The sequence below is a fragment of the Arthrobacter sp. TWP1-1 genome, assembly GCF_049897845.1.
Classification (GTDB): domain Bacteria; phylum Actinomycetota; class Actinomycetes; order Actinomycetales; family Micrococcaceae; genus Specibacter.
This window is the reverse complement of sequence record NZ_JAFCXC010000008.1, coordinates 94,595-119,703: the sequence shown is the minus strand read 5'-3', so window position 1 is coordinate 119,703 and position 25,109 is coordinate 94,595. Positions and strand designations below refer to the sequence as shown.

Below are 25,109 nucleotides of genomic sequence, written 5' to 3'. Positions count from 1 at the left end.
TACACGCCTGATCTAGCGCTTCCCATATTTCTTGTGAACAGCCTGCTTCGTCACGCCCAAGCACAGGGCGACAGCCTCCCAAGAGAGCCCTGCTGCCCGCGCGCGGGCCACCATCTCTGATTCTGTGCGGGCCAGCTCCTTGCGCCATTGCGCAACCGCGTACAGGGCCTCAGCTGGACCCATTCCATCCATGTTGCCAACCAGTGTCTTCATCGCCACCCCTCCAACGTCAACGTTAGTTGACTAAGTGTGGGCGGGTCAATGAAAGTTGACGAATCGCTCGGGCATCGCGCGGTTACGAAACAACCACACGCAGGAGCAGGACCACCAGTCCGAAGCTGCAACAGCCCGGGGCGTCGAGTTGACGGTAGCAGCCCTAGAAGATGGACCAGCCCGTCCGTGCCGTGAAGGCGTCCAGAGCGGCGATGCCGGCCACAGAGTTGCCGTTCGGGCCCAAGGAGGGACCCCACACCGTGATGGAGCAACGGCCGGGGACAATGGCCACTATGCCGCCACCCACGCCGCTCTTGCCCGGCAGCCCCACGCGATAAGCGAACTCCCCCGCGGCGTCGTATGTGCCGCAGGTAAGCATGACGGCGTTGACACGCTTACTCTGATTGGGGCTCAGGAACGGCGTGCCGCCAGCTGAAACACCGTGCCTGGCCAGAAACAGCGACGCCTTGGCGAGGTCCTCGCAGGACATCTCAAGGGCACACTGGTTGAAGTAATTCTCCAGCACGAGTTCCACTGGATTTTCTAGGTTGCCGTAGCTGGCCAAGAGGTGCGCCAAGGATGCATTTCGGTGTCCATGGTCCGCCTCGGAAGCGGCCACCACCGAATCGACATCGACGGACGGGTTGCCAGATTCGCTGCGCAACAGTCCCCGCACGGACCCGGCTGCGTCACCTGTGAGTGTCAGCAGCCTGTCCGTGACCACGAGTGCGCCAGCATTAATGAAGGGGTTGCGGGGAATACCCCGGTCAGCCTCAAGCTGGATCATGGAGTTGAAGGGCGTACCGGACGGTTCACGAAAGACACGCTTCCAGATCGAGTCGTAATCGTAGGACATGACAAGGGCCAGCGAAAAAACCTTGGAAATGCTCTGGATGGAGAAGGGCGTGCGCCAATCCCCCGCCCCGTATACGGTGCCGTCGGCCATGGCGACACACATGCCGAAATTATCCGGAGAAACCTCACCCAAACTGGGAATGTAGGCAGCCACTTCACCATTGCGGCACAAAGGTGCAACCATGTCGGCTATCTCGTTCAAGATTCCCTGCAAGTCCTTCATGTCCGCTCCCAACTGAAGTAAAACGTCGTCGTTTCTTAACCCCAAAAAGGGGGTGGTCGGCAGTCAGCCGGCCACCCCCTATCGTGTCGCTAGAGTACTTTCGCCAAGAACTCCTGCAGACGCGGCTGCTGGGCGTTGGTGAAGATGGCCTCAGGGGTGCCCTCTTCGCAGATGTAACCGCCATCCATGAAGATCACGCGGTCGGCGACCTCGCGGGCGAAGCCCATCTCATGAGTCACTACCACCATGGTCATGCCTTCTGCGGCCAGATCGCGGATGACCTGCAGCACCTCGCCCACCATTTCGGGGTCAAGGGCGCTGGTGGCCTCGTCGAAGAGCATGATGCCGGGATTCATGGCCAGCGCACGGGCAATCGCCACACGCTGCTTCTGACCGCCAGAGAGCGACGCCGGACGGGCATCGGCCTTCTCTGCCAACCCCACGCGCTTCAACAGCTCCATGGCCTTGGCCCGGGCCGCAGCCTTGTCCAGCTTCTTCAGCTCGACAGGGGCCAGCATGATGTTCTGAATGACACTCATGTGCGGGAAAAGGTTGAAGTGCTGGAAGACCATGCCAATGTTCTGGCGCACGGTATTCAGGTCAACCTTGGCATCCGTGAGGTCAAAGCCGTTGACGGTGACCGTGCCGGCCGTGATGTCTTCGAGTTTGTTCAGGCAACGAAGGAACGTGGACTTTCCCGAACCTGACGGGCCGATGACACACACAACCTCGCCCTCGGCAATGTCAACGTCGAGACCCTTGAGGACCTCGTTGGAACCAAAGGACTTCTTCAGTTCGCGGACACTGATTTTCGCGGTCTTTTCGCTTGCGCTCATTTGTTGAACTTCCTGTCCAAGACGTTGGAGAGCTGGGTCAAGATGGTGATCACGATGAAGTACATCGCGGCCACGATCAGCAGGGTTTCACCGGTCCGGAAGTTGGAGGCGTAGATCTGCTGCCCCTGGTAGGTCAGTTCCGCGAAGCCAATGACGGCCAGCAAGGAGGTGTCCTTCAAGGTGATGACGAACTGGTTGATGAACGACGGCGTCATGATCTTCACAGCTTGCGGCACCACTACCCGGCGCATGGAGGTGACGTACCCCAAGCCAAGGCTGCGGCTGGCTTCGAGCTGGCCAGGATCAACCGACTGGATACCGCCACGGACGATCTCCGTCATGTAGGCTCCAGCGTTCAGGCTCAGCGTGAGAACACCCGCCGTGAGGACGTCCAGCGGCTGGCCGGTCATCTGGGGCAGGCCGAAGTAGAAGAAGAACGCCTGAACCAGCAGCGGCGTGCCACGGAAGATGGCGACGTAGACGGTGGCAATGGCCCGCAGAACCTTGTTCTCAGCTACCTTGAAGAAACCGAAGAGCACACCGAGAACCAACGCAATGGCCAAGGAAAGAACCGTGGCGACCAAAGTCAGCCACAGGCCCTTCATCAGGGCCGGGAAACTGTCCTTGACGAGCTGGAAGAATCCACCCTGTTCCTGAACATCGCTCTTGGCGAGGTACTTATCAAGGATGGCCTGGTATTCGCCATTGGCCTTCAAGGCCGTCAGGCCGTCATTGAACGCCTGCAGCAGCTCCGCGTTTTGCCCCTTGTTGACGGCGAAACCGTAAGAACTTCCCTGCTCCTTGTCGGTGACAATCTTCAGTCCATTGTTCTGGCTGACACCGTAGGCGAGCACCGGGTAGTCGTCGAACACAGCCACGGAGTTGCCGGCTTTTACGTCGTCGTACATGGTGGCCGAATCCGCCAGGGCCTTGACGGTGAAGCCGTACTGGTCCTTGATGGAGTTGGCGAATGTCTCGCCCTCGCTGCCGCGCTTGGCGGTAACGGTCTTGCCCGAGAGTTCGGTGTAGGACTTGATGTCCTGGTTGTTCTTCGCCACGGCCATCTGCACGCCGGAATCGAAGTACGGATCCGAGAAGTCAAAAACGTTCTTGCGCTCGTCAGTGATGGACATACCGGCAATGACGCCGGCTACCTGGTTCGACTGCAGTGCCTGCAAGGCAGCGTCGAAACCCAAGGACTTGATGTCAACCTCAAAGCCCTGCTGCTTGGCGATGGCCTTGAGCAGGTCCATGTCGATGCCGATCAGCTCTCCGCTGCCATCACGGAATTCAAACGGTGCGAACGTGGTGTCCGTGGCGATGGAAAACTTCTTGCCGGAGACATCTGTGGTTTGTGCGGTTCCCTGCACGTTGGTACCAACTGACGCCGGGGCAGGTGCGCTCAACGCTGAGGCACCACCTACCCCAAACGCCAGAAAGAAGACTGTAAAAAAGGCGGCGAGGGCGGCAAATGTGCCACCTCTGCGCCGCCGAATGGGCGGAATCCTCAGCATTAAATTTCCCTCATAAAGGTGTCGCGCCCCCGGGGGGCGATTGAAGTACCCCTTGACGTTACAGGCTTTGGCGCGCTGACGCGAGACGTGTTCACTCTTAATTAGCAGGGCTGGCCCCTTGCGCCAACTCATTCCACCCTTGAGGACGCGGCGTTCCGGTACGCTCAATGTGGCCCACGTTACTCCGGCGCCGCTTGCCTCCACGGAAAGAAGTGAATGAACAAGCCCAACGTCATCCTCATCTGCGTCGACGAATGGCGCGGCGATTGTCTGGGAGCCGAGGGCCACCCTTACGTTCAAACACCGCATCTGGATGAGCTGGCAGCCAAGGGCGCCCGCTTTCGGCACGCGTATTCCGCGACACCCACCTGCGTGCCCGCACGGGTGGCACTGTTCACGGGGCAATCGCAGGAACGGCACGGGCGGGTTGGCTATGAAGAAGGCGTGAAGTTCGACGACGTCCATCCCGTCACGCTGGCTGGCGAGTTTGGCAGGGCCGGCTATCAGACGCAAGCTATCGGCAAGCTGCATGTCTACCCGGAACGCAACCGTGTGGGTTTTGACGAGGTCATCCTGCACGACGGCTTCCTGCACCACGCCCGGAAGGAACACCGGCGCGATTTCAAGTTCTTTGACGATTATGTTCCGTGGCTGCGCCGCCAACCCGGAGTTAGCGCTGACGAGGAGTACTTCGACCACGGAGCAGGCTGCAACTCAACCGTGGCCCGCCCGTGGGACAAGGCCGAACGTTTACATCCGACGTCGTGGACCGGTTCGCAGGCCGTTGAATGGCTGTACCGCCGTGATCCAACGGTGCCATTCTTCCTCTATCTTTCTTTCCATCGTCCGCACCCTCCTTACGACCCGCCGTCATGGGCCATGGACATGTATCTGGATCTGCCCGCCTTTGAGCGCAGGCTTGGCGATTGGGAGCACCACTACGAATCCGTGCGCACCAACGGGAATCACCAGTTGTCCTTCGGCACCCTGGCGCCCGCCGTGACACACCGGGCCCGGGCCGGGTACTACGGCCTCATGACCCAGATCGATCTGCAGCTCATGCGCGTCTTTGAGGCCTTAAACGAGTTTGATCTGGCCGACGACACCATCATTGCCTTCACCTCGGACCATGGGGAAATGCTGGGAGATCACGATTTCTATCGCAAGGCGGTGGGCTATGAGGGTTCCGCACGCGTGCCGTTGATCGTCATGCCGGCACCCAACGATCCAGCGGCACAACGCGGCGGCGTTGTTGACGAGGTGGTTGAGCTGCGCGACATCATGCCAACACTTCTTGAGCTGGCCGGAGTGCCCATTCCGGAATCCTGTGACGGAAAGTCACTGGCCCGCTTTGTCCGCGAGTCCCCCTCCGCTTCAAGCGATCCTGAGCCCTGGCGTGAATGGCTCCACGGCGAGCACGTGTACTTTGGCCAGTCGCTGCAGTGGGTCACCGACGGGCATGTGAAATACCTCTGGGCTTCGGAGTGGGGCACCGAGGAACTCTTTGACCTCGATGCCGACCCTGGGGAGTTTCATAATCTCGCTCCTCTGCCCGAGCATGCAGGGTTGCTGAAGCTATGGAAGGAACGGCTCATCGCAGATCTCACCGGTCGTGAGGAAGGATTCGTGCACCACGGCGAACTGGTCACCGGGGCACCGGTGGTCACCATGCTGTCCCACGCCAGGGCATTGGCACAGAAATAGTCCGGCCCTAGCCGTAGAACAGGCGTTCAAACACGGCCCGGGCACGCCTCGTCAAACTAAGGTAGGACTCCTCAAAGGCTGTGGCACTCCCCTGTTCACAGCCGCACCATCGGGCCACGGCTTCCAAATCGCGCCTTGCCGTCGGCAACAGGTCAGAAGGTGTACCCGTCCACATCACGTTGGCGTTGCGGATCTTCCCGGCGAGGCGCCATGCACTTTCTAGGATTTCGGCGTCGGCTTCATCAACCAGTCCCAGATCTTTTGCCGCGTGCAAGGCTGCCAGAGTCTGCGTGGTGCGCAGTTCCGGATGGGCATGGGCGTGCTGCAGCTGCCACATCTGCACCAGCCATTCCACATCGCTCAACCCACCGCGGCCCAGCTTGACGTGGCGGGCAGGATCGGCGCCGCGCGGCAGCCGTTCGGATTCCATCCTTGCCTTGATGCGCTTGATCTCCCGGCGATCGTCCTTGGACAAAGCCTGCGGATACCGGATGGGATCGGCCATGGCGATAAACTCCACAGCCAGGGCGTCAGAGCCCGCCATAGGCATTGCCCGCAGCAGAGCCTGAGCCTCCCAGGCAGAGGACCACCGGGCGTAGTATTCCCGGTAAGCGTCCAGGGACCGAACGAGGGGCCCGCTGCGACCCTCCGGGCGCAGATCCGCGTCAACGCTGAGCACCCGCTCCGCCTGGATGGCGGGGCGAACCGGGGCCGTGAGCAGGGCCGTTAGTTTCTGCACGATTGCCATGGCCTGCTGCGTTGCGGCACCCTGTTGATTCTCCGGCAATCCGTCAACGGGGCGGTGGACAAACAAGACGTCGGCGTCGGAACCGTAGCCTATTTCGCGTCCCCCTTGACGGCCCATCGCCACAACCAACACGTGGGTCAAGGGCTCGGTTCCCGCATAGATTTCCTCTTCGGCCACCATAAGGGCACCAAGGACCGCGGCCCTGTCGGCATCGCTCAAGGCCTTGGAAACCTCGTCCTGGTCCAACAGCCCGCTGCTGTCGGCGATCCCGATCCGTAGGATCTCACGTTGCCGCAGCAACCGGATCAAGCGAATGGCCTCGGTCCCTTCGGGGTGGCGCGAAAGCTTGGACTGAATTTCCGTCCATTGCGATTCAAAGCTCAGCGGCACCAACTCCTTGGAGTTGCCCAGCCAGGCCGTGGCCTCCGGTGAAACCTCTAACAGGTCACTGACGAGGCGGGAGCTGGAGAGCAGGTGGCATAACCGCTCGGCGGCCGCCTGGTGATCCCGCAACATACCGAGGTACCAGTGAGAGGTCCCCAAGGCGTCGCTGACGCGGCGGAAGGCGAGCAATCCGGCGTCGGGGTCCACGCCGTCGGCCAGCCAACCCAGCAGCACCGGCAGCAGTTGCCGCTGCAGGGCAGCCCGCCGGCTTACACCAGCGGTGAGCGCCTCGATGTGGCGTACGGCCCCCGCGGCGTCCCGGTAACCCAGAGCGGCCAGCCGGGCCCGCGCAGCATCCGTGGTCAACGCGGCATCCTCGGAACTGAGGTGGGCGGCGGTGGCCAAAATCGGGTGATAGAAGATCTGCTCATGCAGCGAACTGACAGATCGTTTGACCTTGGCCCAATCGGACAGCAGCGAGTCGGCGCTTGGCCGTTTCAGGCTCAGCGGTCCTTGGAGTGAGCGCGCCAACGCCCGCAACTGTTCCGGCGCCGTGGGCATGATGTGTGTGCGGCGCATCTGCACCAGCTGAATTCTGTGCTCCAAAACACGCAGGTAGGTGTAGTGGTTGCGCAAAAGCGCGGCGTCGGTGCGGCCAATGTATCCAGCCTTCGTCAAGGCGTCGATGGCTCCCGTTGTGGCACGAATGCGGAGGCTGGGATCGTTCTTGCCGTGGACCAACTGCAACAGCTGAACCGTGAACTCCACATCACGAAGACCGCCCTTGCCGAGCTTGATCTGGCGATCAGCATCACCGCCTCGGATATTGGCCTTAACCCGACGGCGCATGGCCTGGACGGATTCAACAAACCCATCGCGCTCCGAGGAGGTCCAGATGAGCGGCGCAACGGCCTGCTCAAATGATGCTCCCAAGGCCGCGTCACCGGCAATGGTGCGGGCCTTTAACAGTGCTTGGAATTCCCAACTCTGCGCCCAGCGATGATAGTAGGCCAGATATGAATCAAGGGTCCGTACGAGTTGTCCGTCCTTGCCCTCGGGCCGGAGGTTGGCATCGACTTCCCACAGTCCGGGTTCACGTTCAGGCGCATAGATGGCACGTGAGAGGGCCGAGGCCATGGCGTTTCCGACCGTGACAATCTCTCCCTCTTCGATGGCAGGAGCACCCGTGACGGCATCCAGTACGGGCTCCACCACGTACATGACGTCCACATCGGAGATGTAGTTCAGTTCGCGGGCGCCGCACTTGCCCATGCCCAGCACGGCGAAGCGTACGGCCGCGACCTTCTCCACACCCTGGACTTCTCCCACTTCGGCGCGAGCCACGGCGAGGGCAGCCTCAACGGCAGCCGCGGCCAGATCGGCCAATTCAGCACCAACCACGGGCATCACCGATTGCGGGGACGCAGCGCCCAGATCACGCACGGCCAGCTCGCAAAGATGCCGCCGGTACCGGCTGCGCAGGGCCACCCGCGCCGCAACTCCGGTTATTTGGGCAGTTGGCATTCCCGCGGCAGGATCGGCTCCGACTGCCCGCAGCAAGGAGGCACGCAGGGCCACTGGATCGGCAGCCATCGGCTCCGGCGACGGCACCACATCGAGCACATCCAGATTCTCGGGATGGCGCATGAGAAATTCTGCCAACGCCTCCGATGCGCCTAGGAGACGGAACAGGGACTCATTGGAGACCCGTCGCCCGCTGTCCGGGTCAACAACGCTCAGCCTGTTGCCAACCTCGGGTACCACGCTGAGCAATCTCACGAGGGAATGCAAGGCAAGGTCAGGGTTATCGGCGACGGAAAGTGCGTCCAACAGCTCGGTCTGGTCTAAATCAGCCAGTTCGGAGAAACCCAGAAACCGCTCACTGGTTTCCAGGTCGGAGAAACCACGGGAGATGAGGGTGCGGGTCAACGAACTCATAGTGGTGTTTAGAGCACTCCCAGGTAGCGATTGATCTCATACGGGGTTACCTGCAGGCGGTAGTCCTGCCATTCGGCGCGCTTATTGCGCAAGAAGTTCTCAAACACCTGCTCGCCCAAGATCTCGGGCATGAGTTCGGATTCTTCCATCTGACGCACGGCATCGTGAAGGCTTGATGGCAGGGGGTCATGGCCCAGTACACGGCGCTCTGAGCTGGTCAGGGCGCTAATGTCTTCAACGGCGGCGGCGGGAAGTTCATAACCTTCCTCGATGCCCTTCAAACCGGCGCCAAGCAGCACGGCGTAGGCCAGGTACGGGTTGGCGGCCGAATCGATGCCGCGGTATTCCAAACGCGCGGCCTGTCCCTTGCCGGGCTTGTACAGCGGAACACGCATAAGGGCCGAACGGTTGTTGTGGCCCCAGGAGAGGTAGCTGGGGGCTTCTCCCCCGCCCCATAGGCGCTTGTAGGAGTTCACAAACTGGTTGGTGACGGCCGTAAATTCAGGGGCATGCTTAAGGATTCCAGCCATGAACTGGCGTGCCGTTTTGGATAGCTGGTACTCAGCACCGGGCTCGTAGAATGCGTTAGTGTCACCCTCGAACAAGGAGAAGTGGGTGTGCATGCCCGAGCCGGGGTGATCGGAAAACGGCTTCGGCATAAACGTTGCGTAGGTGCCTTGCTGGATGGCCACCTCACGGATGACGGTGCGGAAGGTCATGATGTTGTCGGCAGTTTGCAGGGCATCGGCGTACCGCAGGTCGATTTCGTTCTGGCCCGGGCCACCCTCATGGTGACTGAACTCAACGGAGATGCCCACGTCTTCGAGCATGGTGACGGCAGTGCGCCTAAAGTCCTGGGCAACACCACCTGGAACATGGTCAAAGTAGCCTGCCTGATCCACCGGGACAGGGATACCATCAGGTCCTGGCTTGTCCGATTTCAGCAGGTAAAACTCGATCTCGGGGTGCGTGTAGCAGGTGAAGCCCATGTCGGCAGCCTTGGCAAGGGTGCGCTTGAGAACATTGCGGGGATCGGCTGCGGAGGGTTCGCCGTCGGGCGTGAGAATATCGCAGAACATGCGCGAGGTCTGCTCTGACTTGCCGTTGCCGCGCCACGGCAAAATCTGGAAGGTAGAGGGATCCGGCTGGGCCAACATGTCGGACTCGAAAATCCGGGCCAGCCCTTCAATGGCGGAACCATCAAAGCCCAGGCCTTCCTCGAAGGCGCCTTCAACTTCGGCGGGGGCCAGCGCCACGGATTTGAGGCTGCCAACAACATCCGTGAACCACAAACGCACAAACCGTACGTCGCGCTCTTCAATGGTGCGCAGCACAAATTCCTGCTGACGGTTCATGTACGTGCCTCTTCCTTTGACGCCCCGCCCAACACCGATTGCGGGCAGGCAAGCGGGTAGGTTTGCGGGCAGTTGTGATCCCTGCACTGATTACTCTACTAAGTCCTACGCCACGGTTTGCCCAAATCGACATACGACTCGTAATAAGGTGGAGGCATGGCCCCCACTAGCACCCCTGATTCCGCTCCTGTGTCCTCTGTTTCCTCGAGCATGACCGATTCCGCCGAGCTCGTCTCCCCCTACGGCAATGGCGCTGCTGCTGCTGCCTCTACGCCGGCACAGCACTCCACATCGGCTATTCCAGCCACGGCTCCCAAGGTACGCACGCACCACTTGCAGGCAGCGAAATTGGCCGGCGAAAAGTTTGCCATGCTCACTGCCTACGATCAGTACACGGCACAAATTTTTGACGAGGCCGGCATCGAAGTGCTGCTCGTGGGAGACTCCGCCTCCAATAATGTCCTTGGCAACGAAACCTCCCTGCCCATCACGCTGGATGAAATGATCATCTTCTGCCGCGCGGTGACGGCCGGGGCCAAGCGTGCCTTGATTGTGGCCGATCTTCCCTTTGGCAGCTACGAACAGTCCCCCGAGCAGGCCATCGCCTCCTCCGTGCGCCTCATGAAGGAAGGCCTGGTCCATGCGGTCAAGATGGAAGGCGGGGCCTACTATGCGTCAACCGTGCAGGCCCTGACACAGGCAGGCATCCCGGTCATGGCCCACATTGGCTTCACGCCTCAAAGCGAACACACCTTGGGCGGCTACCGAGTGCAGGGCCGCGGCGACATGGCCCAAACCATGATTGACGACGCCGTGGCACTGGCTGACGCCGGCGCGTTCTGTGTGCTGATGGAAATGGTGCCAGCAACCACGGCCACCGCCGTGGATGCCGCCGTTTCGGTGCCCACCGTGGGCATCGGGGCCGGAAATTCAACCACCGGTCAGGTACTGGTGTGGCAGGACATGGCCGGGTTGCGCACGGGCAAGATCGCCAAATTCGTCAAGCAGTATGCGCAAATGCGCGGCATCCTTGCCGACGCCGCAAGCGAGTTCGCCACCGAGGTGCGCTCCGGGGCCTTCCCCGGCCCCGAGCACACCTTCTGACTCAGGCTTCGTCTTCTTCTTCGTCTTGCGCGTCGGCCAGTTCGTTGCGCTCACGCACCTTGGCCAATGCTTGTTCAGCTTCGGCACGAGATTCATAGGGACCAATCAGGGACTGCCACCCTGATTGAGCGTCTTTTTCAACTTCGTGGGTCTGAACGTTGTACCAATACTTCGCCATGGTGCTCTCCGCGTCTGTAGTCCGATATTTCTTGTCAAAATTTCTTGTAAAAAAGGCGCTGTCAACGCCCATCATAGGCTCGCACTGGGCACTTCGCGGCAGCCTGTGAACAAAACTTATAAGATGGAGTCATGTCTTCAACAGCAACCACGGCACCTATTGGCAAGCTCGTTCCCGGAATCATCAGCCCTGAACTGGCAGTCCCCTTCTCGATCCCCCGCCCAGAATATGTGGGCAAGGCAGGCCCAACGCCCTTCAAGGGCTCCGAGGTCAAGGACGCCGAAACCCTGGAGAAGATCCGCATCTCGTCCAAGATTGCCGCCCAAGCCATCGTGGAGGTCGGCAAGCATATTGTCCCCGGCGTCACCACGGATGCCTTGGACCGGATCGGGCACGAGTTCTTACTCGACAACAAGGCCTACCCCTCAACGCTTGGCTACAGGGGTTTCAAAAAGTCCCTGTGCTCCTCCATCAATGAGGTCATTTGCCACGGCATTCCGGACACCACGGTTGTTGAAGATGGTGACATCATCAACATTGACATCACGGCGTTCAAGAACGGCGTCCATGGCGACACGAACTGGACGTTCACCGTGGGTAATGTTGACGAAGAATCCCGTCTACTGGTCGAACGAACCCAGGAATCGCTCCGGCGGGCAATCCGGGCGGTTGCGCCCGGCCGTGAGATCAACGTCATTGGCCGCACCATTGAGTCCTACGCCAAGCGCTTCGGCTACGGCGTGGTTCGCGATTTCACCGGCCACGGCGTCGGCGAGGCCTTCCACACGGGCCTGATTATTCCGCACTATGACGCGGCACCCGCCTACAACACGGTCATGGAAGAAGGCATGGTGTTCACGATTGAACCCATGCTCACCCTTGGCGGTATCGAATGGGACATGTGGGCCGACGACTGGACAGTTGTCACCCGTGACCGTAAGCGAACAGCGCAGTTTGAACACACCATGGTTGTTACGGCCACAGGTGCAGAAGTACTCACCCTGCCGTAAATTTCGACGCCACGCGGTGCCATGCCGCAGTGACCTGCAGTACACTACCAAGGGCGCCCGCCTGCCGTGGCACCTCCTTTCAGCTTTGCCCCCTTCGACTCTTCAGGAGCCTGCATGTCTAAGAAGCACTCATCCGCCAGCACTGTCATTGGCATCGATATTGGCGGTACGGGCATCAAGGGTGGGATCGTTGACTTGGACAGCGGCGAGGTGTTGGGCGATCGCTACCGGATCCCCACCCCCACACCGTCGACACCGCAGGCAGTGGCCAAGGTAGTCAAGGAGATCGTCGACGAGCTCATGACCCGTCCGCACGCTCCCAGCCAAGACGCGCCCGTCGGCATCACATTCCCGGCCATCATCTCCCATGGCGTGGCGCGCTCCGCAGCAAATGTTGACAAGTCCTGGATCGACGCCGATGTGGATGACATCTTCACCAAGGAACTGGGTCGCGACGTTCAGGTGATGAACGACGCCGATGCCGCCGGCTTGGCAGAGGCCCGCTACGGCGCCGGCAAGGACGTTAAGGGAACCGTTCTGGTCATCACCCTCGGCACCGGCATAGGTTCCGCTTTCATCTTCAACGGCAAGCTCATTCCCAACGTCGAATTGGGACACCTGGAAATCGACGGCGTTGGCGCCGAGACCAAGGCTTCAGCCAGCGCCCGCGAACGCGACGGCATCTCATGGGATGAATATTCCGTGCGCCTGCAGCGCTACTTCTCCCACGTTGAATTCCTGTTCTCCCCCGAACTGTTCATCATTGGCGGCGGCATCTCCAAGCGCAGCGAGGATTACCTGCCGCAGCTGAAGTTGCGCACCAAGATCATCACGGCCGAACTGAAAAACAACGCTGGAATCGTTGGCGGCGCCCTGCAGGCTGCCGTGCACTTCAAGCTGACCAAGTAGACCCCTGGCCATGGCCCAACGCGGTGTCGCTATTATTACCGGTGCCAGCCGGGGCATCGGCGCGGCCACGGCAATCATGGCGGCTAGGGCCGGGTATGCGGCTGTGGTTAACTTCAGCGAAGATTCAGACGGCGCGGCCAGGGTTGTTGAGCAGATCAAGAACGACGGCGGGACCACCGTAGCTGTGCAGGCGGACGTCAGCGACCCAGCCGCTGTCCTAGGCCTGTTCGATGCAGCCCAAGCCTTGGGGCCGGTAGCGGCGGTAGTCAACAATGCCGGGATCACCGGCGACATCATCGGCAACCTTGTGGATGTCTCACCGGAGACCATCAAGCGTGTGCTCGAGATCAATGTCGCCGGGACCATGTTCATGTGTCAGGAAGCTACGCGCCGCATGTCGATCCTCTCCGGCGGCAAGGGCGGATCGATCATCAACATCTCCTCGACGGCCGTCAAGGCTGGCTCACCGGGCACCTGGGTGCACTACGCGGCATCAAAAGGGGCCGTGGATGTCCTGACAGTGGGTCTTGCCACGGAAGCAGCCGCACACGGCATCCGCGTCAACGCGGTGTCGCCCGGCATCACCAACACCGGCCTCCACGCCGCTGCTGGCATGCCAGATCGAGTGGAAAGCGTCAAACATCTCATCCCCTTGGGACGCGGTGGCGAGCCGGAGAATGTTGCTTCCGCCGTCATGTGGCTTCTGAGCGATGAGGCTTCCTACATCACAGGAGCCATCCTGCCCGTAGCCGGCGGACGATAGCGCCAGCAGATTCCACAGAGAAGGGCTGGCCGGTGCAATTGCACCGCCCAGCCCTTCTCTGAATGAACTAGCTTTCTGTGGCCCGAACGCTGGCCTCGGCCTTGTCGCTGCGCAGCTGGGCGATGGAAGCCTCAAAGTCTTCCAGCGATTCAAAAGCCTGGTACACACTGGCAAACCGCAGGTACGCCACTAGGTCAAGGCGCCGCAGTGGTGCCAGGATGGCCAGACCAACATCGTTGGCCTCAATTTCGGCAGCCCCGCTGGCCCGGATGGACTCTTCAACTTCCTGCGCCAGTTTGGCCAGATCATCGTCGGTGACGGGCCGTCCCTGGCAGGCCTTGCGGACACCGCTGATGACCTTGCTTCGGCTGAAGGGCTCGGCCACTCCGGATCGCTTGCTGACCGTGAGACTTGCCGTTTCAACCGTGCTGAAACGACGTCCGCATTCCGTGCACTGACGGCGACGACGGATGGATGAGCCGTCGTCGGATAGACGCGAATCAACAACCCGCGAATCGGGATTGCGGCAGAACGGGCAATACATGCGGATCCCTTCGAGTGGTGGTGCTCACCAGTCTAGGGTGAGAAATTGTCAAACAATAATCCCGCAGCTACCACTGCTGCACAATCGCCACAAGGGCCATTGCCACCTTTAGGCGAAACGGACGGCCACAGCATCACCGTGAGCCGGCAGGCCCTCGGCCTTGGAAAGCGTAATCACATGATCCGCAACCTGCGACAAGGCATCCTTGTTGTAGTTGATGACCTGTACGGCGCGCAGGAACGTAGTGACATTCAAGCCCGAGGAAAACGCGGCCGTGCCACTTGTGGGCAGGACGTGGTTGGACCCTGCGCAGTAATCGCCAAGGCTGACCGGACTGTAATCCCCCACAAAGATCGCGCCAGCATTCGTGATCCTGGCAGCGACGGCCGCAGCATTCTCCGTAACAACCTCCAAGTGTTCGGCGGCGTACGCGTTACACACCGCGACACCCTGATCTAGGTTATCAACAAGCACAATGCCCGACTGCGGGCCGTTCAAGGCGGTTTCAACACGTTCCCGGTGCGTTGTGGTGGCCACCTGACGACGCAATTCTTCCTCGACGGCGTCGGCAAGCTCCGGTGACGGCGTCACCAGAACGGAGGCGGCGTTGGGATCATGCTCTGCCTGGCTGATGAGATCGGCTGCCACAAACGCCGGGTTTGCGCTCTGGTCCGCTAGAACCGCAATTTCGGTGGCCCCGGCCTCCGAGTCAATGCCAACAACTCCCTTGACCAGGCGCTTGGCCGTGGCAACAAAGATATTACCCGGGCCCGTAACCACATCAACAGGCTCAATGACGCCGCCTGTTCCGTTAGCGCTACTACCGGCCTGCACGCCGTAGGCGAAGGCAACGATGGCCTGGGCACCGCCCATGGCGTAAACCTCATCGATCCCCAGCAGCGCGGCCGCAGCCAACACCGTAAGATCCGGAAGGCCACCAAATTCCTTCTGCGGCGGCGACGCGAGGGCCACCGAGCTGACGCCGGCGGCCAGCGCCGGAACAACGTTCATGATCACCGACGAAGGATAGGCAGCTAGGCCGCCGGGCACGTAAAGGCCAACACGGCGCACCGGAATCCAGTGTGAGGATACAACGGCACCAGCGGCAATGGGCACGTCAATGTCAGCGGGCTTTTGGGCCTGCGCAAATACCTTGGCGCGGGAAATTGACTCTTCCAAGGCGGCCCGTACTTTGGGGTCCAGAGATTCCAGCGCCTCGGCAAGTGCCGCGGCCGGGACCCGAGGATGTTCCTGGGTGACGCCGTCGAACTTCAGGGCAAGGTCCGCAAGTGCCGCATGGCCGCGCTCCCGAACATCGGCAATAATGCCATGAACTGCGGTCTCGGCCGTTGTGACGGTCGACTGGGCCGTCCGGGGAACGGCGCTTTTCAACTCGGCAAGGCTCAGGGTGCGTCCGCGCAGGTCGGTGCGGTGCAGATTTGCGAATGCGCTGGACGGGGCGGCGGACACGGAAGATTCAAGGTTGCTCACCCGGGTAAGTTTACCCGTTGGCCTCGGCCGTGGTGTGCAGCGTCTCATCCGGTGATGGCACGAAGGCGTAGGAGACAAGGCTCCACACAAAGAGCACCACCGAAGCAAGCAGCGGCCACACGAGGAGTAACGGGCCCGATCGCAGAGAGAACACGATGCTGGGGTTGGGCATGTTGTCCGGCGGTGTTTGGAAGAGATCTCCGGCAAAAACGCCCATTCGCCATGCGACGACGGAGCCCACCAAACCAGACACGGCCAGAATCACGATGGCCATCGGTGCTACTGCCTGCTTTGCCGCCGAGCCTTGGGCTGAATGACCCGGTGATGAGCGGCGCATCGTGACCACGGCCGAGAAAACCCCCGCCAAGGCCAGCAGAATCCCTAGCACGGCATCGCGCGGCAACCAGATGGTGGCATCGGTGCCTTTGCCATAAAAAGCTCCGCCGGGGGCCAGTAACCACCACAGGACCCCTACAACTAGGCCCGTCAGGATGCCAAAGGACAGGCCACGACGCCATAGCTCCCGAGTATCCTGGTTCATCAGCCTTCCAAGCATGTCGGCCCCAACAGGACCTTCAAGTCCCCAAACAAGGCAGGCGTGGGATTGACGCGGTGGTGCAAGGGCAGCTTCATGACTTTCATGGACCGGCTGCCGGACAAGTGCATCTTGACTTCGGTGTTGCCGCGGTGATCCCCCAACACGTTCTTCAAGGCCAGCAACACTTGCTCGTTGGCCTTGTGCTCAGGCATGGAGATGACCAGCGGGCCGGAAAGTCCTTCGCTCAGGTCCGGAACGCTCAGTTCCATGGCGTTCAAGGTGATGGCGCCGTCGTCGCGCTTTTGCAAGCGTCCCTTGATGACCACGATCAGGTCTTCGGCAAGGACGTTGGCGATGGGACCGTACACTTGGCCAAAGAACATGACCTCCACCGAGCCACCAAGATCCTCCACCTCGCAGCGCGCGTACGGGTTGCCGCTGCTCTTGGCAATGCGCCGCTGCAGGTTGGTGATCATGCCCGAAATGGTGATGATGTGGCCATCCTGCGGGCCGTCATCGGCGAGCAGCGCGGTGATGGAAATGTCGGCGTTTTGGCTCAGGATGCCTTCCAGGCCACGCAGCGGGTGGTCGGAGACGTAGAGGCCCAGCATGTCGCGCTCAAACGCCAGCTTGTCCTTCTTCTCCCATTCGGGAAGATCCGGAATCTCGGTGATCAAGGCAGCCTCGGGTTCGGCGTCCCCGCCGAGCCCGGCAAAGAGGTCAAACTGCCCCACGGCCTCGTTGCGCTTGATGGTGATGACCGAGTCCACGGCTTCTTCGTGGATCATGGCCAGGGCCCTGCGGGCGTGGCCAAGAGAATCAAAGGCGCCGGCCTTGATCAAGGATTCGATGGTGCGTTTGTTGCACACTACCGCCGGAACCTTCATCAGGAAGTCGGCGAAGTTCTCGAAATTACCGCGCTCCGTGCGGGATTCCACCAGTCCGTTCACAACGTTGGCACCAACGTTGCGGATGGCACCCATGCCAAAGCGGATGTCGCTTCCGACAGGGGTGAAGTTCAGTGCTGACTCGTTGACGTCAGGGGCCAGCACGGTAATGCCCATGCGGCGGCACTCGTTCAGGTAGAGGGCAAGTTTGTCCTTGTCATCCCCGACGCTGGTCAGCAGCGCCGCCATGTATTCGGCCGGGTAATGCGCCTTGAGGTAGGCGGTCCAGTAGCTGATGACACCGTACGCGGCGGAGTGGGCCTTGTTGAAGGCGTAGTCGGAGAAGGGCAACAGGATGGCCCACAGTGTGGTGACAGCGGCGTCAGAGTAGCCGTTGTCCAACATGCCCTGGTGGAAGCCGGCGTACTGCTTATCCAGCTCCGACTTCTTCTTCTTACCCATGGCACGGCGCAAAATATCAGCCCGGCCCAGCGAATAGCCGGCCAGTTTCTGCGCGATGGACATGACCTGCTCCTGGTACACGATCAAACCGTAGGTACCGCCGAGAATTTCCGCCAGCGGCTCTTCAAGCTCGGGGTGAATCGGGGTGATCGGCTGCAGGCCGTTCTTGCGCAAGGCATAGTTGGTGTGCGAATCGGCACCCATGGGACCGGGCCGGTAGAGCGCCAGGACGGCAGAAATATCCTCAAAGTTGTCAGGACGCATGAGCTTGAGCAAGCCGCGCATGGGCCCGCCGTCGAGCTGGAACACGCCCAGCGTGTCACCGCGGGCCATCAGCTCGTAGGAGGCTGCGTCGTCGTACTCCAGGCCTTCAAGGTCTAGTTCAAAACCTGTGTTGGCCTTAATGTTCTCCAAGGCGTCGGTGATGATGGTGAGGTTGCGCAACCCCAAAAAGTCCATCTTGATCAGGCCGAGGCCCTCACTCGTCGGGTAGTCGAACTGCGTGATGACCTGCCCGTCCTGGATACGGCGCATGATCGGGATGACGTCGATGATGGGATCGGAGCTCATGATCACACCGGCGGCATGGACACCCCACTGGCGCTTAAGTCCTTCAAGGCCCTTGGACAGTTCAAAGACCTTGGCGGCTTCCGGATCGGAGTTGATCAGGTTGCGGAAGTCCGCCGCCTCGCTGTAACGCTTGGCCTCGGGGTTTTCAATGTCATTGAGCAGGATGTCCTTGGCCATGACAGCCGGCGGCAGAGCCTTGGTCAGCATTTCACCCATGCTGAAGGGGTGCCCCAGGACGCGGGAGGAGTCCTTCAGGGCCTGCTTGGTCTTGATGCTGCCGTAGGTGACGATCATGGCGACGCGCTCATCACCGTACTTCTCGGTCACGTACTTAATGACCTCATGGCGGCGCCTATCATCGAAGTCCACGTCAAAGTCAGGCATGGACACGCGCTCAGGGTTCAGGAAGCGCTCAAAGATCAGACCGTGCCGGATCGGATCCAGATCGGTGATGCGCATGGCGTAGGCCACCATGGAACCGGCACCCGAACCACGGCCGGGACCTACACGAATTCCATGGTCCTTTGACCAGTTGATGAAGTCGGCAACCACCAGGAAGTAACCCGGGAAGCCCATCTTGATGATGACACCAAGTTCATAATCGGCACGTGCCCGAACATCGTCCGGGATACCCGCCGGATACCTGAATTTCAGCCCAGCATCGACCTCCTTGACCAACCAGGACGTTTCATCGTCGCCGGGCGGGCAAGGGAACTTGGGCATGTAGTTGGCGCCCGTGTTGAACGACACCTCACAGCGCTCGGCGATGAGAAGCGTGTTGTCACAGGCTTCGGGCAGTTCCGAGAACAGCGAACGCATTTCAGCCGGAGACTTCAGGTAGTAGCCGCTACCGCTAAACGCAAAGCGCTTGCCACCCTGGTCATAGGTGGGCTCGGTGAGCGTGGACGCGGATTGCAGGGCCAAGAGTGCCTCATGGGCCTTGGCATCGTGCTCGTGGGTGTAGTGGAGATCGTTGGTGGCGACGAGCGGGATCGCCAGTTCCTTGGCAAGACGCAGCAAGTCCTTGGTCACGCGGCGCTCAATGTCCAGGCCGTGGTCCATGAGCTCGCAGAAGTAGTTTTCCTTGCCGAAAATATCCTGGAATTCGGCGGCCGCAGCCTTGGCCTCGTTGTACTGGCCCAAGCGGAGCCTTGTCTGCACCTCACCGGAGGGGCAACCCGTGGTGGCAATCAGGCCCGGGTGGTACTCGTTGAGCAGTTCACGGTCAAGGCGGGGGTACTTGCCCATGGGTGAATCCAGCGAACCAAGGGAGGAGGCCCGGAACAGGTTCCGCATGCCCTGGTTGTTGTAGCTAAGCAGCGTCATGTGGGTGTAGAAACCACCACCGGAGATGTCGTCCTTCTTCTGGGACTCCTCGGTGCGCCACTTGATCCTGGTCTTGTCGGTGCGCGCCGTGCCAGGGGTGACATAGGCTTCAACACCAATGATGGGCTTAATGCCCGCTTCAGTGGCCTTCTTCCAGAAATCGAAGGCCCCGAATAGGTAACCATGATCTGTGGTGGCCAGGGCCGGCATTTCAAGCCGTTTGGCCTCGTCAAACAGTTCGGTCAGACGCGCCGCACCGTCCAACATGGAGTACTCGGTGTGCGTATGAAGATGAACAAAACTGTCAGTCGATGAGCTAGCCACCAGATCATTCTACGTGCCAAAAGTGAAACCCCGCCCGACTACACGACGCTCGCGCACATCCGGGGGTTTAAACCATTACGCTCCCTCACCTGAGGTGAGGGAGCGTTTGAACAGAAGCAGTTAGTGCTCTCCGCGAAGATGGTCCAGTGCGTAGTTCAGGTCCTGCGGGTAGGGGCTTGTCACCGATACCAACTCGCCCGACGTCGGGTGCGTGAAGCCGAGTTTGTGCGCGTGCAGCCATTGCCGGGTCAGGCCCAGTTCGGCCGCCAACGTGGGATCGGCACCGTAGGTGAGGTCACCGGCACAGGGGTGGCGCAGTGCCGAGAAGTGGACACGGATCTGGTGGGTACGCCCCGTCTCCAGATGCACCTCAACCAAGGAGGCCTTGCCGAATGCTTCAAGGACCTCATAGTGCGTGATTGAAGGGCGGCCGTCCTCGATCACGGCAAAACGCCAGTCAAAGCCTGGGTGGCGGCCAATAGGAGCATCGATGGTGCCCGCCAGTGGATCGGGCAGCCCCTGAACTACGGCGTGATAAACCTTCTCCACGGTCCGTTCACGGAAGGCCTGCTTGAGCACGGTGTAGGCGTGTTCGGTCTTGGCCACCACCATGGCTCCTGAGGTGCCAACATCGAGCCGGTGGACAATGCCAACCCGCTCCTGTGCGCCGGAGGTGGAGATTCGGAATCCGGCGGCGGCCAGGCCACCCACAACGGTCGGTCCAACCCAGCCCGGTGAGGGGTGAGCTGCCACGCCTACGGGCTTGTCAACCACTACGAATTCGTCGTCGTCGAGCAGGATGTTCAAGCCCTCGACAGGCTCCACCACAACTTCAAGGAAGTTACGCCGCTCAGGAATCGTGACCTGAATGCTGGCTCCGACCTTGAATTTCTCGCTCTTTCCCAGGACCACACCGTTTTGAAGCACGTTTCCTTCCGTGCACAGCAAGGCAGCAGCGGAACGCGAGATGCCAAGCAGCGCCGCCAGTCCGGCGTCGGCCCGGCCGCCTGCGACATCTTCGGGAACGGTAAAAGTTTCAGTCATTTTCGTTTTCCTCGCCAGCGATTTCGGCATTCTGTTCTGGTGCGACTTCTTCCGGCTTGACCCCACTCAACGGAATGCCAAGGAGAGTCAGCAGGCAGATGGTGATGATCCCGCCAACTACTGCCATATCGGCCATGTTAAAGATGGCAAAGTTCGGGAAGGAAATGAAGTCAACCACGTGCCCCATGGCGAACGACGGCGGACGGAACAGCCTGTCCGTCAGGTTTCCCAGTGCGCCACCCAGGACTAGGCCAAGGCCAATCCCCCACCAGGCAGAGCCGATCCGCCGGGACATCACGATGATCGCAACGGCTACTGCCGCCATGACCAAGGTAAAGAACCAGGTGAAGTTTTCACCGATGGAGAATGCGGCACCGGAATTGCGAATGAAGTACCACTGCAGGACGCCGGGAATCACAGCCGTGGTTTGACCTTCAACCATGGTGGAAGTAACCCACCATTTAGTCAATTGGTCGCACGCATAGGCAAACACGGCAAAGCCCAGCCACAGCCACCAAAACGTTCGACGGCGGAGCTTGGATGGCGCTGCCGGGCCCTGCAAAGAGTTCTCGCTCATGTTGCTTTCATTTGTTCTTAGCAAAAAGTAATTGGTCAATTAAAAAAGCCGGTGGAACAAGTTTCCTTGCACCACCGGCTTTTTAGTTCTTGGCTTAGGATTCTGAGTTACCCTCGGCGAAATCCGGTGCTGCCACCGAACCGCGGGCATCCAAGTCACGCAGCTGACCTTCAATGTAGGTCTTCAGGCGTGAACGGTAGTCACGCTCGAATCCGCGCAACTGCTCAACCTTGCGTTCGAGCACTGAACGCTGCTGCTCCAGGGCACCGAGCGTCTTACGGCTCTTCTCCTGTGCATCGTTGACCAGCGTGCTGGCCTCGATCTGTGCTTCGGCGATGATCTTGTCGCGCTGCTCCACACCTGCGTTGACGTATTCGTCGTGCAGGCGCTGAGCCAGGGCGATAACGCCGGTAGCGGACTCTGCCGAGGTAGCGGAAACTGCTGCTGCTGCCGGAGCAGCCGCAACAACAACGGGCGCTTCCTTGACAACGGGCTTGGCTTCAACAACCGGCTCGGGCTCAACGACGGGCTCGGGCTTAACCGGCTCCTTGACAGCTTTCGGCTCCTTCGTCAACAGCGGGGCTGCTGCGACAGGAGTGGCTGCGGAGTCGGTTCCACCATCGGCGAGCTGCTTGCGCAGGTCATCGTTTTCCTGGTGCAAGCGGCGAAGCTCTACGACGATTTCGTCAAGAAAATCGTCAACTTCGTCCTGGTCGTAGCCTTCGCGGAACTTCGTCGGCTGGAACCGCTTGTTGACAACGTCTTCTGGCGTAAGCGCCATTTAGTCACCTCATTGGTTTTAGTGAATCTGAAACTGACCGAAGCCGTCCAGACTACGGTACCGAATACAAATCTAATGACCTGTACAGGGGTCTATCGCTTTTTACAATATAACTTTTCCTCGATGAAAACTAACGACGCGGCTCTAATTCACAAAACTTTTTGTGACACTCATCCCAATACCCACGGTGACGAGCAACAAAATGAAGCCAATATCAAGTGCCACTGACCCAATCCGCAGGGGTGGAATCATGGCTCGCAACTTTCGCAGTGGCGGGTCGGTGAGTCGGTAAACAACGGATGCGCCGATCAAGGCCGCGCCCTTGGGACGCCAGTCACGAGCGAAGACCTGGACCCAGTCAAACACCATGCGCAGCAGAAGCGTGAGGAAGTATAGGAGCAACAACAAGTAGAGAAGAGCAAAGACAATTGTCACGCGAGTGCACACAATCCCTAGGTGGCCGAAATTCAAACGAAATGCTGTGTCCAGAATAGACCAAAGCCCGGACACAGTGTGTCCGGGCAAAGGAAAAACATCGCTGGCGCAAGAGCTGGGTGCGGACCGATCCGGTCCGCGCAGCTAGCTCTGGTTGAAGAAAGTTGCCTGCGTGTCTGAGATCTTCTTGTCGTCACCGAGGACCTCGATGTATGACGGAGAGAGCAGGAACACCTTGTTTGTTACGCGCTCGATGGAGCCGCGCAAGCCAAACACCAATCCGGCTGAGAAGTCGACCAAACGCTTGGCGTCGGCCTCACCCATGTCGGTGACGTTCATGATGACCGGAATGCCATCCCGGAAACTCTCACCAATGATTTTTGCGTCATTGTATGACCGGGGGTGGACGGTGGTAATCTGGCGCAAACTTTCTGCCTCTTCCCGAGTTGATGCGGCACGCTTGATAGGGGTCACCGGAGCCCGGTATTCGTCGTCGCCAGCCTTGGGCGCGGCGGCTTCCACGACGGGAGCAGGCGCTGCCGTCGTTTCGCGCGTTTCGCGCTCATTGGGTTGGGCGTAATCTTCGTCTTTTTGGAATGACGGAGCATGCTCAGCGTCATAGTGCTCGTCACCGTCGGCGAGTCCAAGAAAGATCATCGTCTTGCGCATAGCGCCAGCCATGGTTGCTCCTCATTAGTCTGCAAAACACAAATCACGTCACCGGTAGCTTGTGCGGTACTTCAGCGTTGTTGCCAACACTCAAAACGCTACAGTACAGGCGGACGGGGGCCGAGTATATCGGAACCGACACGCAGGTGTGTCGCACCCACGGCCATGGCTGCTTCCAGGTCATGACTCATGCCGGCCGAGATTCCGGTAGCACCGGGGTGATTGGCGATCAGCGCCGAGGATGCCTCTGCCAGCAAGGAAAAGGCCGGCTCGGGTTTCACCCCTAGAGGGGCAACTGCCATAACCCCGGCCAGATCCAACCCCTCGGTGCCGGCAATCAGATCCGCCAACCGAGCAATGTCCGACGGCGCGACCCCTCCCCTGCCGCTGTGGTTGGCCACTTCTGCGTCGGCCAGTCCGGGGTATGCCTCACTGAGGTCGAGCTGAATGAAACATTCAAGGTTTGCCCGGCCGTTAGTTTGCTGCTGGACAGCCATAGCCTTGGCCAATGCATTGACGAGCGAGGCCCTATCAATGGAATGGACAGATTGCGCGTAGGCGGCAACAGACTTGGCCTTGTTGGTCTGCAGCTGGCCAATGAAGTGCCATCGCAGTTCCGGGTCCGCTACCTCGAGCGCCTTGGCCGCTGCCTCCTGGGCACGGTTTTCGCCAACGTCGGCAACACCCAAGGTACGCAGACGCAGGACATCGGCAGCGGGATGAAATTTTGTCACCACAATGAGGGTGGGCACGGCCTTGCTACCTGCTGCCACCTCGATGCGGTGGCGAACCACCGAGAGGCGATCGGCGAGAACTGCGGTACGGTCATCGTGCAGGGTCATTGCGTGAGATTACTTTCGTTCGTTTGCACGTTGTTAGTGCCAGTCAGGTTAGAGCCAGGCATGGCGGCGACGAAGCCGATGAAGCGGCCTTCCGCTTCGCCGTCGCGCTGGGAGCGACGGTGGGAAAAGTAACGCGAATCCTCGAGGGTGCAAATTCCTGAGGCGTGCGCGGTGACGCCGTTGGAGGTCAACTGCTCAACGACTGCGGCGGGAAGGTCCAACGCGGGCGTCCCCCACGTGGTGATTGAATGGGAGGCCGGGGCCACTGCTGCCACAGCTGTCCGCATGGCTTCGGGAACTTCGTAGCACTTACCGCACACGCTCGGTCCAAGCCAGGCCTCAAGTGACACTGCCCCAGACCGATGCATTTGGGCCACAACAGCACCGATGACGTCCTTCTCCACGCCGGGCCGCCCTGCGTGGGCTACGCCGATGACTGTGCTCCCCGATGAGGTCTCTCCAACCAGGACAACTGGGACGCAATCGGCGACCATGACGGCCAGCCCGGTTGGTTCGCCGTCAGGGCACATGACCATGGCGTCGACCGTGGGCGCGGACGCCCCCGTGGCAGCAGTCCCGTCTGCGGCGATCACCGCCACATCGGCACCATGAACCTGGTTCATGTAGGCCAGTACCGGTGAAGGGGCCGCCGCTGAAAGCGACTGGCGGGCCAGCCGTGTTTCCACATCAGCCCTGCGACCGGCTACGTCCTGCGCGTCGTCACCAACATGAAAGGCCAGGTTGCCTGCCGTGGTGTCAGTAAAGCCCACCCATATTCCGGGACGAACCTGTTCTGAAAACCACATGCAAACAACCTGACCAATCTGCTGTCACCGGCAACTAGCGGTGACTAAGGAACATACTTCAGGACGCCCTGTCTAAATC

The 25,109-nt window shown here is 60.3% G+C and carries 23 protein-coding genes; 5 read left to right on the top strand and 18 right to left on the bottom strand.

Annotation, left to right across the window (positions count from 1 at the left end):
- Positions 1 to 12 precede the first annotated feature (12 nt).
- The 4 genes from ACP7B9_RS14050 to ACP7B9_RS14035 form a co-directional block, all read right to left on the bottom strand.
- Positions 13 to 213: an AsnC family protein gene (locus ACP7B9_RS14050; RefSeq protein ID WP_425864342.1), complete on the bottom strand. Its 201-nt coding sequence runs from the start codon at positions 211 to 213 to the stop codon at positions 13 to 15.
- Between the two features lie 163 nt (positions 214 to 376).
- Entirely contained in the window at positions 377 to 1,291 is a 915-nt protein-coding gene (locus ACP7B9_RS14045; protein ID WP_425864341.1) for a glutaminase, read from the bottom strand.
- Between the two features lie 89 nt (positions 1,292 to 1,380).
- Positions 1,381 to 2,127 carry an amino acid ABC transporter ATP-binding protein gene (locus ACP7B9_RS14040; RefSeq protein ID WP_425864339.1) on the bottom strand — a complete coding sequence of 249 codons (747 nt, stop codon included), beginning with the start codon at positions 2,125 to 2,127 and terminating at the stop codon, positions 1,381 to 1,383.
- Positions 2,124 to 3,641: an amino acid ABC transporter substrate-binding protein/permease gene (locus ACP7B9_RS14035; protein WP_425864337.1), complete on the bottom strand. Its 1,518-nt coding sequence runs from the start codon at positions 3,639 to 3,641 to the stop codon at positions 2,124 to 2,126. Before ACP7B9_RS14035 ends, ACP7B9_RS14040 begins: the two co-directional genes overlap by 4 nt.
- 216 nt (positions 3,642 to 3,857) lie before the next feature.
- On the opposite strand from ACP7B9_RS14035, the gene ACP7B9_RS14030 reads away from it, so the two are divergent.
- Positions 3,858 to 5,345, top strand: a complete 1,488-nt coding sequence (locus ACP7B9_RS14030) for an arylsulfatase (protein ID WP_425864336.1) — start codon at positions 3,858 to 3,860, stop codon at positions 5,343 to 5,345.
- A 7-nt stretch (positions 5,346 to 5,352) separates the two neighbouring features.
- Here the strand turns inward: ACP7B9_RS14030 and ACP7B9_RS14025 are convergent, their stop codons facing one another.
- Entirely contained in the window at positions 5,353 to 8,415 is a 3,063-nt protein-coding gene (locus ACP7B9_RS14025; RefSeq protein WP_425864335.1) for a bifunctional [glutamine synthetase] adenylyltransferase/[glutamine synthetase]-adenylyl-L-tyrosine phosphorylase, read from the bottom strand.
- Positions 8,416 to 8,423: 8 nt separating this feature from the next.
- Positions 8,424 to 9,770, bottom strand: coding sequence for a glutamine synthetase family protein (locus tag ACP7B9_RS14020; protein ID WP_425864333.1), 1,347 nt, complete (start codon positions 9,768 to 9,770; stop codon positions 8,424 to 8,426).
- A gap of 156 nt (positions 9,771 to 9,926) precedes the next feature.
- Here ACP7B9_RS14020 and panB point away from each other — a divergent pair, with 156 nt between their 5' ends.
- A complete protein-coding gene (gene panB, locus ACP7B9_RS14015; protein WP_425864331.1) occupies positions 9,927 to 10,874 on the top strand; it encodes a 3-methyl-2-oxobutanoate hydroxymethyltransferase in 948 nt (315 codons plus the stop codon).
- A gap of 1 nt (position 10,875) precedes the next feature.
- Here panB and ACP7B9_RS14010 read toward each other — a convergent pair whose 3' ends face one another.
- Positions 10,876 to 11,052: an SPOR domain-containing protein gene (locus tag ACP7B9_RS14010; protein WP_425864329.1), complete on the bottom strand. Its 177-nt coding sequence runs from the start codon at positions 11,050 to 11,052 to the stop codon at positions 10,876 to 10,878.
- Positions 11,053 to 11,183: 131 nt separating this feature from the next.
- Between ACP7B9_RS14010 and map the strand changes: the two genes are divergently transcribed.
- The 3 genes from map (at position 11,184) to ACP7B9_RS13995 (ending at position 13,734) form a co-directional block, all read left to right on the top strand.
- Entirely contained in the window at positions 11,184 to 12,062 is an 879-nt protein-coding gene (map, locus tag ACP7B9_RS14005; RefSeq protein WP_425864327.1) for a type I methionyl aminopeptidase, read from the top strand.
- A gap of 114 nt (positions 12,063 to 12,176) precedes the next feature.
- Positions 12,177 to 12,971 (top strand): polyphosphate--glucose phosphotransferase, encoded by a 795-nt coding sequence (gene ppgK / locus ACP7B9_RS14000; protein ID WP_425864325.1) that lies wholly within the window; start codon positions 12,177 to 12,179, stop codon positions 12,969 to 12,971.
- A gap of 10 nt (positions 12,972 to 12,981) precedes the next feature.
- Positions 12,982 to 13,734 (top strand): SDR family oxidoreductase, encoded by a 753-nt coding sequence (locus ACP7B9_RS13995; RefSeq protein WP_425864324.1) that lies wholly within the window; start codon positions 12,982 to 12,984, stop codon positions 13,732 to 13,734.
- A 67-nt stretch (positions 13,735 to 13,801) separates the two neighbouring features.
- Here the strand turns inward: ACP7B9_RS13995 and nrdR are convergent, their stop codons facing one another.
- The 11 genes from nrdR to ACP7B9_RS13940 all read right to left on the bottom strand — a co-directional run bounded on the left by nrdR (position 13,802) and on the right by ACP7B9_RS13940 (position 25,030).
- Positions 13,802 to 14,278, bottom strand: a complete 477-nt coding sequence (nrdR, locus tag ACP7B9_RS13990) for a transcriptional regulator NrdR (protein WP_425864323.1) — start codon at positions 14,276 to 14,278, stop codon at positions 13,802 to 13,804.
- A 108-nt stretch (positions 14,279 to 14,386) separates the two neighbouring features.
- Positions 14,387 to 15,769 carry a histidinol dehydrogenase gene (hisD, locus tag ACP7B9_RS13985; RefSeq protein ID WP_425864322.1) on the bottom strand — a complete coding sequence of 461 codons (1,383 nt, stop codon included), beginning with the start codon at positions 15,767 to 15,769 and terminating at the stop codon, positions 14,387 to 14,389.
- A 10-nt stretch (positions 15,770 to 15,779) separates the two neighbouring features.
- Positions 15,780 to 16,310 carry a hypothetical protein gene (locus tag ACP7B9_RS13980; RefSeq protein WP_425864320.1) on the bottom strand — a complete coding sequence of 177 codons (531 nt, stop codon included), beginning with the start codon at positions 16,308 to 16,310 and terminating at the stop codon, positions 15,780 to 15,782.
- The gene (dnaE, locus tag ACP7B9_RS13975) at positions 16,310 to 19,876 is read right to left on the bottom strand and encodes a DNA polymerase III subunit alpha (protein WP_425864318.1); all 3,567 of its coding nucleotides are present in this window, start codon (positions 19,874 to 19,876) and stop codon (positions 16,310 to 16,312) included. The genes ACP7B9_RS13980 and dnaE overlap by 1 nt, the downstream gene beginning before the upstream one ends.
- Before the next feature lie 120 nt (positions 19,877 to 19,996).
- On the bottom strand, positions 19,997 to 20,920 hold the full coding sequence (locus tag ACP7B9_RS13970; RefSeq protein ID WP_425864316.1) for an RluA family pseudouridine synthase: 924 nt from the start codon (positions 20,918 to 20,920) through the stop codon (positions 19,997 to 19,999).
- Positions 20,913 to 21,497, bottom strand: a complete 585-nt coding sequence (gene lspA / locus ACP7B9_RS13965) for a signal peptidase II (protein ID WP_425864315.1) — start codon at positions 21,495 to 21,497, stop codon at positions 20,913 to 20,915. The genes ACP7B9_RS13970 and lspA overlap by 8 nt, the downstream gene beginning before the upstream one ends.
- Positions 21,498 to 21,591: 94 nt before the next feature.
- Complete coding sequence (locus tag ACP7B9_RS13960) at positions 21,592 to 22,278, bottom strand: DivIVA domain-containing protein (protein WP_425864313.1); 687 nt, start codon at positions 22,276 to 22,278, stop codon at positions 21,592 to 21,594.
- Between the two features lie 144 nt (positions 22,279 to 22,422).
- Positions 22,423 to 22,713 (bottom strand): YggT family protein, encoded by a 291-nt coding sequence (locus tag ACP7B9_RS13955; protein ID WP_425864311.1) that lies wholly within the window; start codon positions 22,711 to 22,713, stop codon positions 22,423 to 22,425.
- A 144-nt stretch (positions 22,714 to 22,857) separates the two neighbouring features.
- A complete protein-coding gene (locus ACP7B9_RS13950; protein ID WP_425864310.1) occupies positions 22,858 to 23,394 on the bottom strand; it encodes a cell division protein SepF in 537 nt (178 codons plus the stop codon).
- Positions 23,395 to 23,480: 86 nt separating this feature from the next.
- A complete protein-coding gene (locus tag ACP7B9_RS13945; protein ID WP_425864308.1) occupies positions 23,481 to 24,224 on the bottom strand; it encodes a YggS family pyridoxal phosphate enzyme in 744 nt (247 codons plus the stop codon).
- On the bottom strand, positions 24,221 to 25,030 hold the full coding sequence (locus tag ACP7B9_RS13940; protein WP_425864306.1) for a polyphenol oxidase family protein: 810 nt from the start codon (positions 25,028 to 25,030) through the stop codon (positions 24,221 to 24,223). The genes ACP7B9_RS13945 and ACP7B9_RS13940 overlap by 4 nt, the downstream gene beginning before the upstream one ends.
- Positions 25,031 to 25,109 lie beyond the last annotated feature (79 nt).

Excerpts from the sequence above, each read along its gene's own strand:
- ACP7B9_RS14025 (WP_425864335.1), bottom strand. The coding sequence starts at position 8,415 with ATGAGTTCGTTGACCCGCACCCTCATCTCCCGTGGTTTCTCCGACCTG.
- ACP7B9_RS14010 (WP_425864329.1), bottom strand. The coding sequence starts at position 11,052 with ATGGCGAAGTATTGGTACAACGTTCAGACCCACGAAGTTGAAAAAGAC.
- nrdR (WP_425864323.1), bottom strand. The coding sequence starts at position 14,278 with ATGTATTGCCCGTTCTGCCGCAATCCCGATTCGCGGGTTGTTGATTCG.
- ppgK (WP_425864325.1), top strand. The coding sequence starts at position 12,177 with ATGTCTAAGAAGCACTCATCCGCCAGCACTGTCATTGGCATCGATATT.
- ACP7B9_RS14040 (WP_425864339.1), bottom strand. The coding sequence starts at position 2,127 with ATGAGCGCAAGCGAAAAGACCGCGAAAATCAGTGTCCGCGAACTGAAG.
- lspA (WP_425864315.1), bottom strand. The coding sequence starts at position 21,497 with ATGAGCGAGAACTCTTTGCAGGGCCCGGCAGCGCCATCCAAGCTCCGC.
- ACP7B9_RS14035 (WP_425864337.1), bottom strand. The coding sequence starts at position 3,641 with ATGCTGAGGATTCCGCCCATTCGGCGGCGCAGAGGTGGCACATTTGCC.
- ACP7B9_RS13950 (WP_425864310.1), bottom strand. The coding sequence starts at position 23,394 with ATGGCTGGCGCTATGCGCAAGACGATGATCTTTCTTGGACTCGCCGAC.
- panB (WP_425864331.1), top strand. The coding sequence starts at position 9,927 with ATGGCCCCCACTAGCACCCCTGATTCCGCTCCTGTGTCCTCTGTTTCC.
- ACP7B9_RS13945 (WP_425864308.1), bottom strand. The coding sequence starts at position 24,224 with ATGACCCTGCACGATGACCGTACCGCAGTTCTCGCCGATCGCCTCTCG.
- map (WP_425864327.1), top strand. The coding sequence starts at position 11,184 with ATGTCTTCAACAGCAACCACGGCACCTATTGGCAAGCTCGTTCCCGGA.
- ACP7B9_RS14030 (WP_425864336.1), top strand. The coding sequence starts at position 3,858 with ATGAACAAGCCCAACGTCATCCTCATCTGCGTCGACGAATGGCGCGGC.
- ACP7B9_RS13980 (WP_425864320.1), bottom strand. The coding sequence starts at position 16,310 with ATGAACCAGGATACTCGGGAGCTATGGCGTCGTGGCCTGTCCTTTGGC.
- ACP7B9_RS14020 (WP_425864333.1), bottom strand. The coding sequence starts at position 9,770 with ATGAACCGTCAGCAGGAATTTGTGCTGCGCACCATTGAAGAGCGCGAC.
- ACP7B9_RS13940 (WP_425864306.1), bottom strand. The coding sequence starts at position 25,030 with ATGTGGTTTTCAGAACAGGTTCGTCCCGGAATATGGGTGGGCTTTACT.
- ACP7B9_RS14045 (WP_425864341.1), bottom strand. The coding sequence starts at position 1,291 with ATGAAGGACTTGCAGGGAATCTTGAACGAGATAGCCGACATGGTTGCA.
- ACP7B9_RS13970 (WP_425864316.1), bottom strand. The coding sequence starts at position 20,920 with ATGACTGAAACTTTTACCGTTCCCGAAGATGTCGCAGGCGGCCGGGCC.
- ACP7B9_RS13960 (WP_425864313.1), bottom strand. The coding sequence starts at position 22,278 with ATGGCGCTTACGCCAGAAGACGTTGTCAACAAGCGGTTCCAGCCGACG.
- ACP7B9_RS14050 (WP_425864342.1), bottom strand. The coding sequence starts at position 213 with ATGAAGACACTGGTTGGCAACATGGATGGAATGGGTCCAGCTGAGGCC.
- ACP7B9_RS13995 (WP_425864324.1), top strand. The coding sequence starts at position 12,982 with ATGGCCCAACGCGGTGTCGCTATTATTACCGGTGCCAGCCGGGGCATC.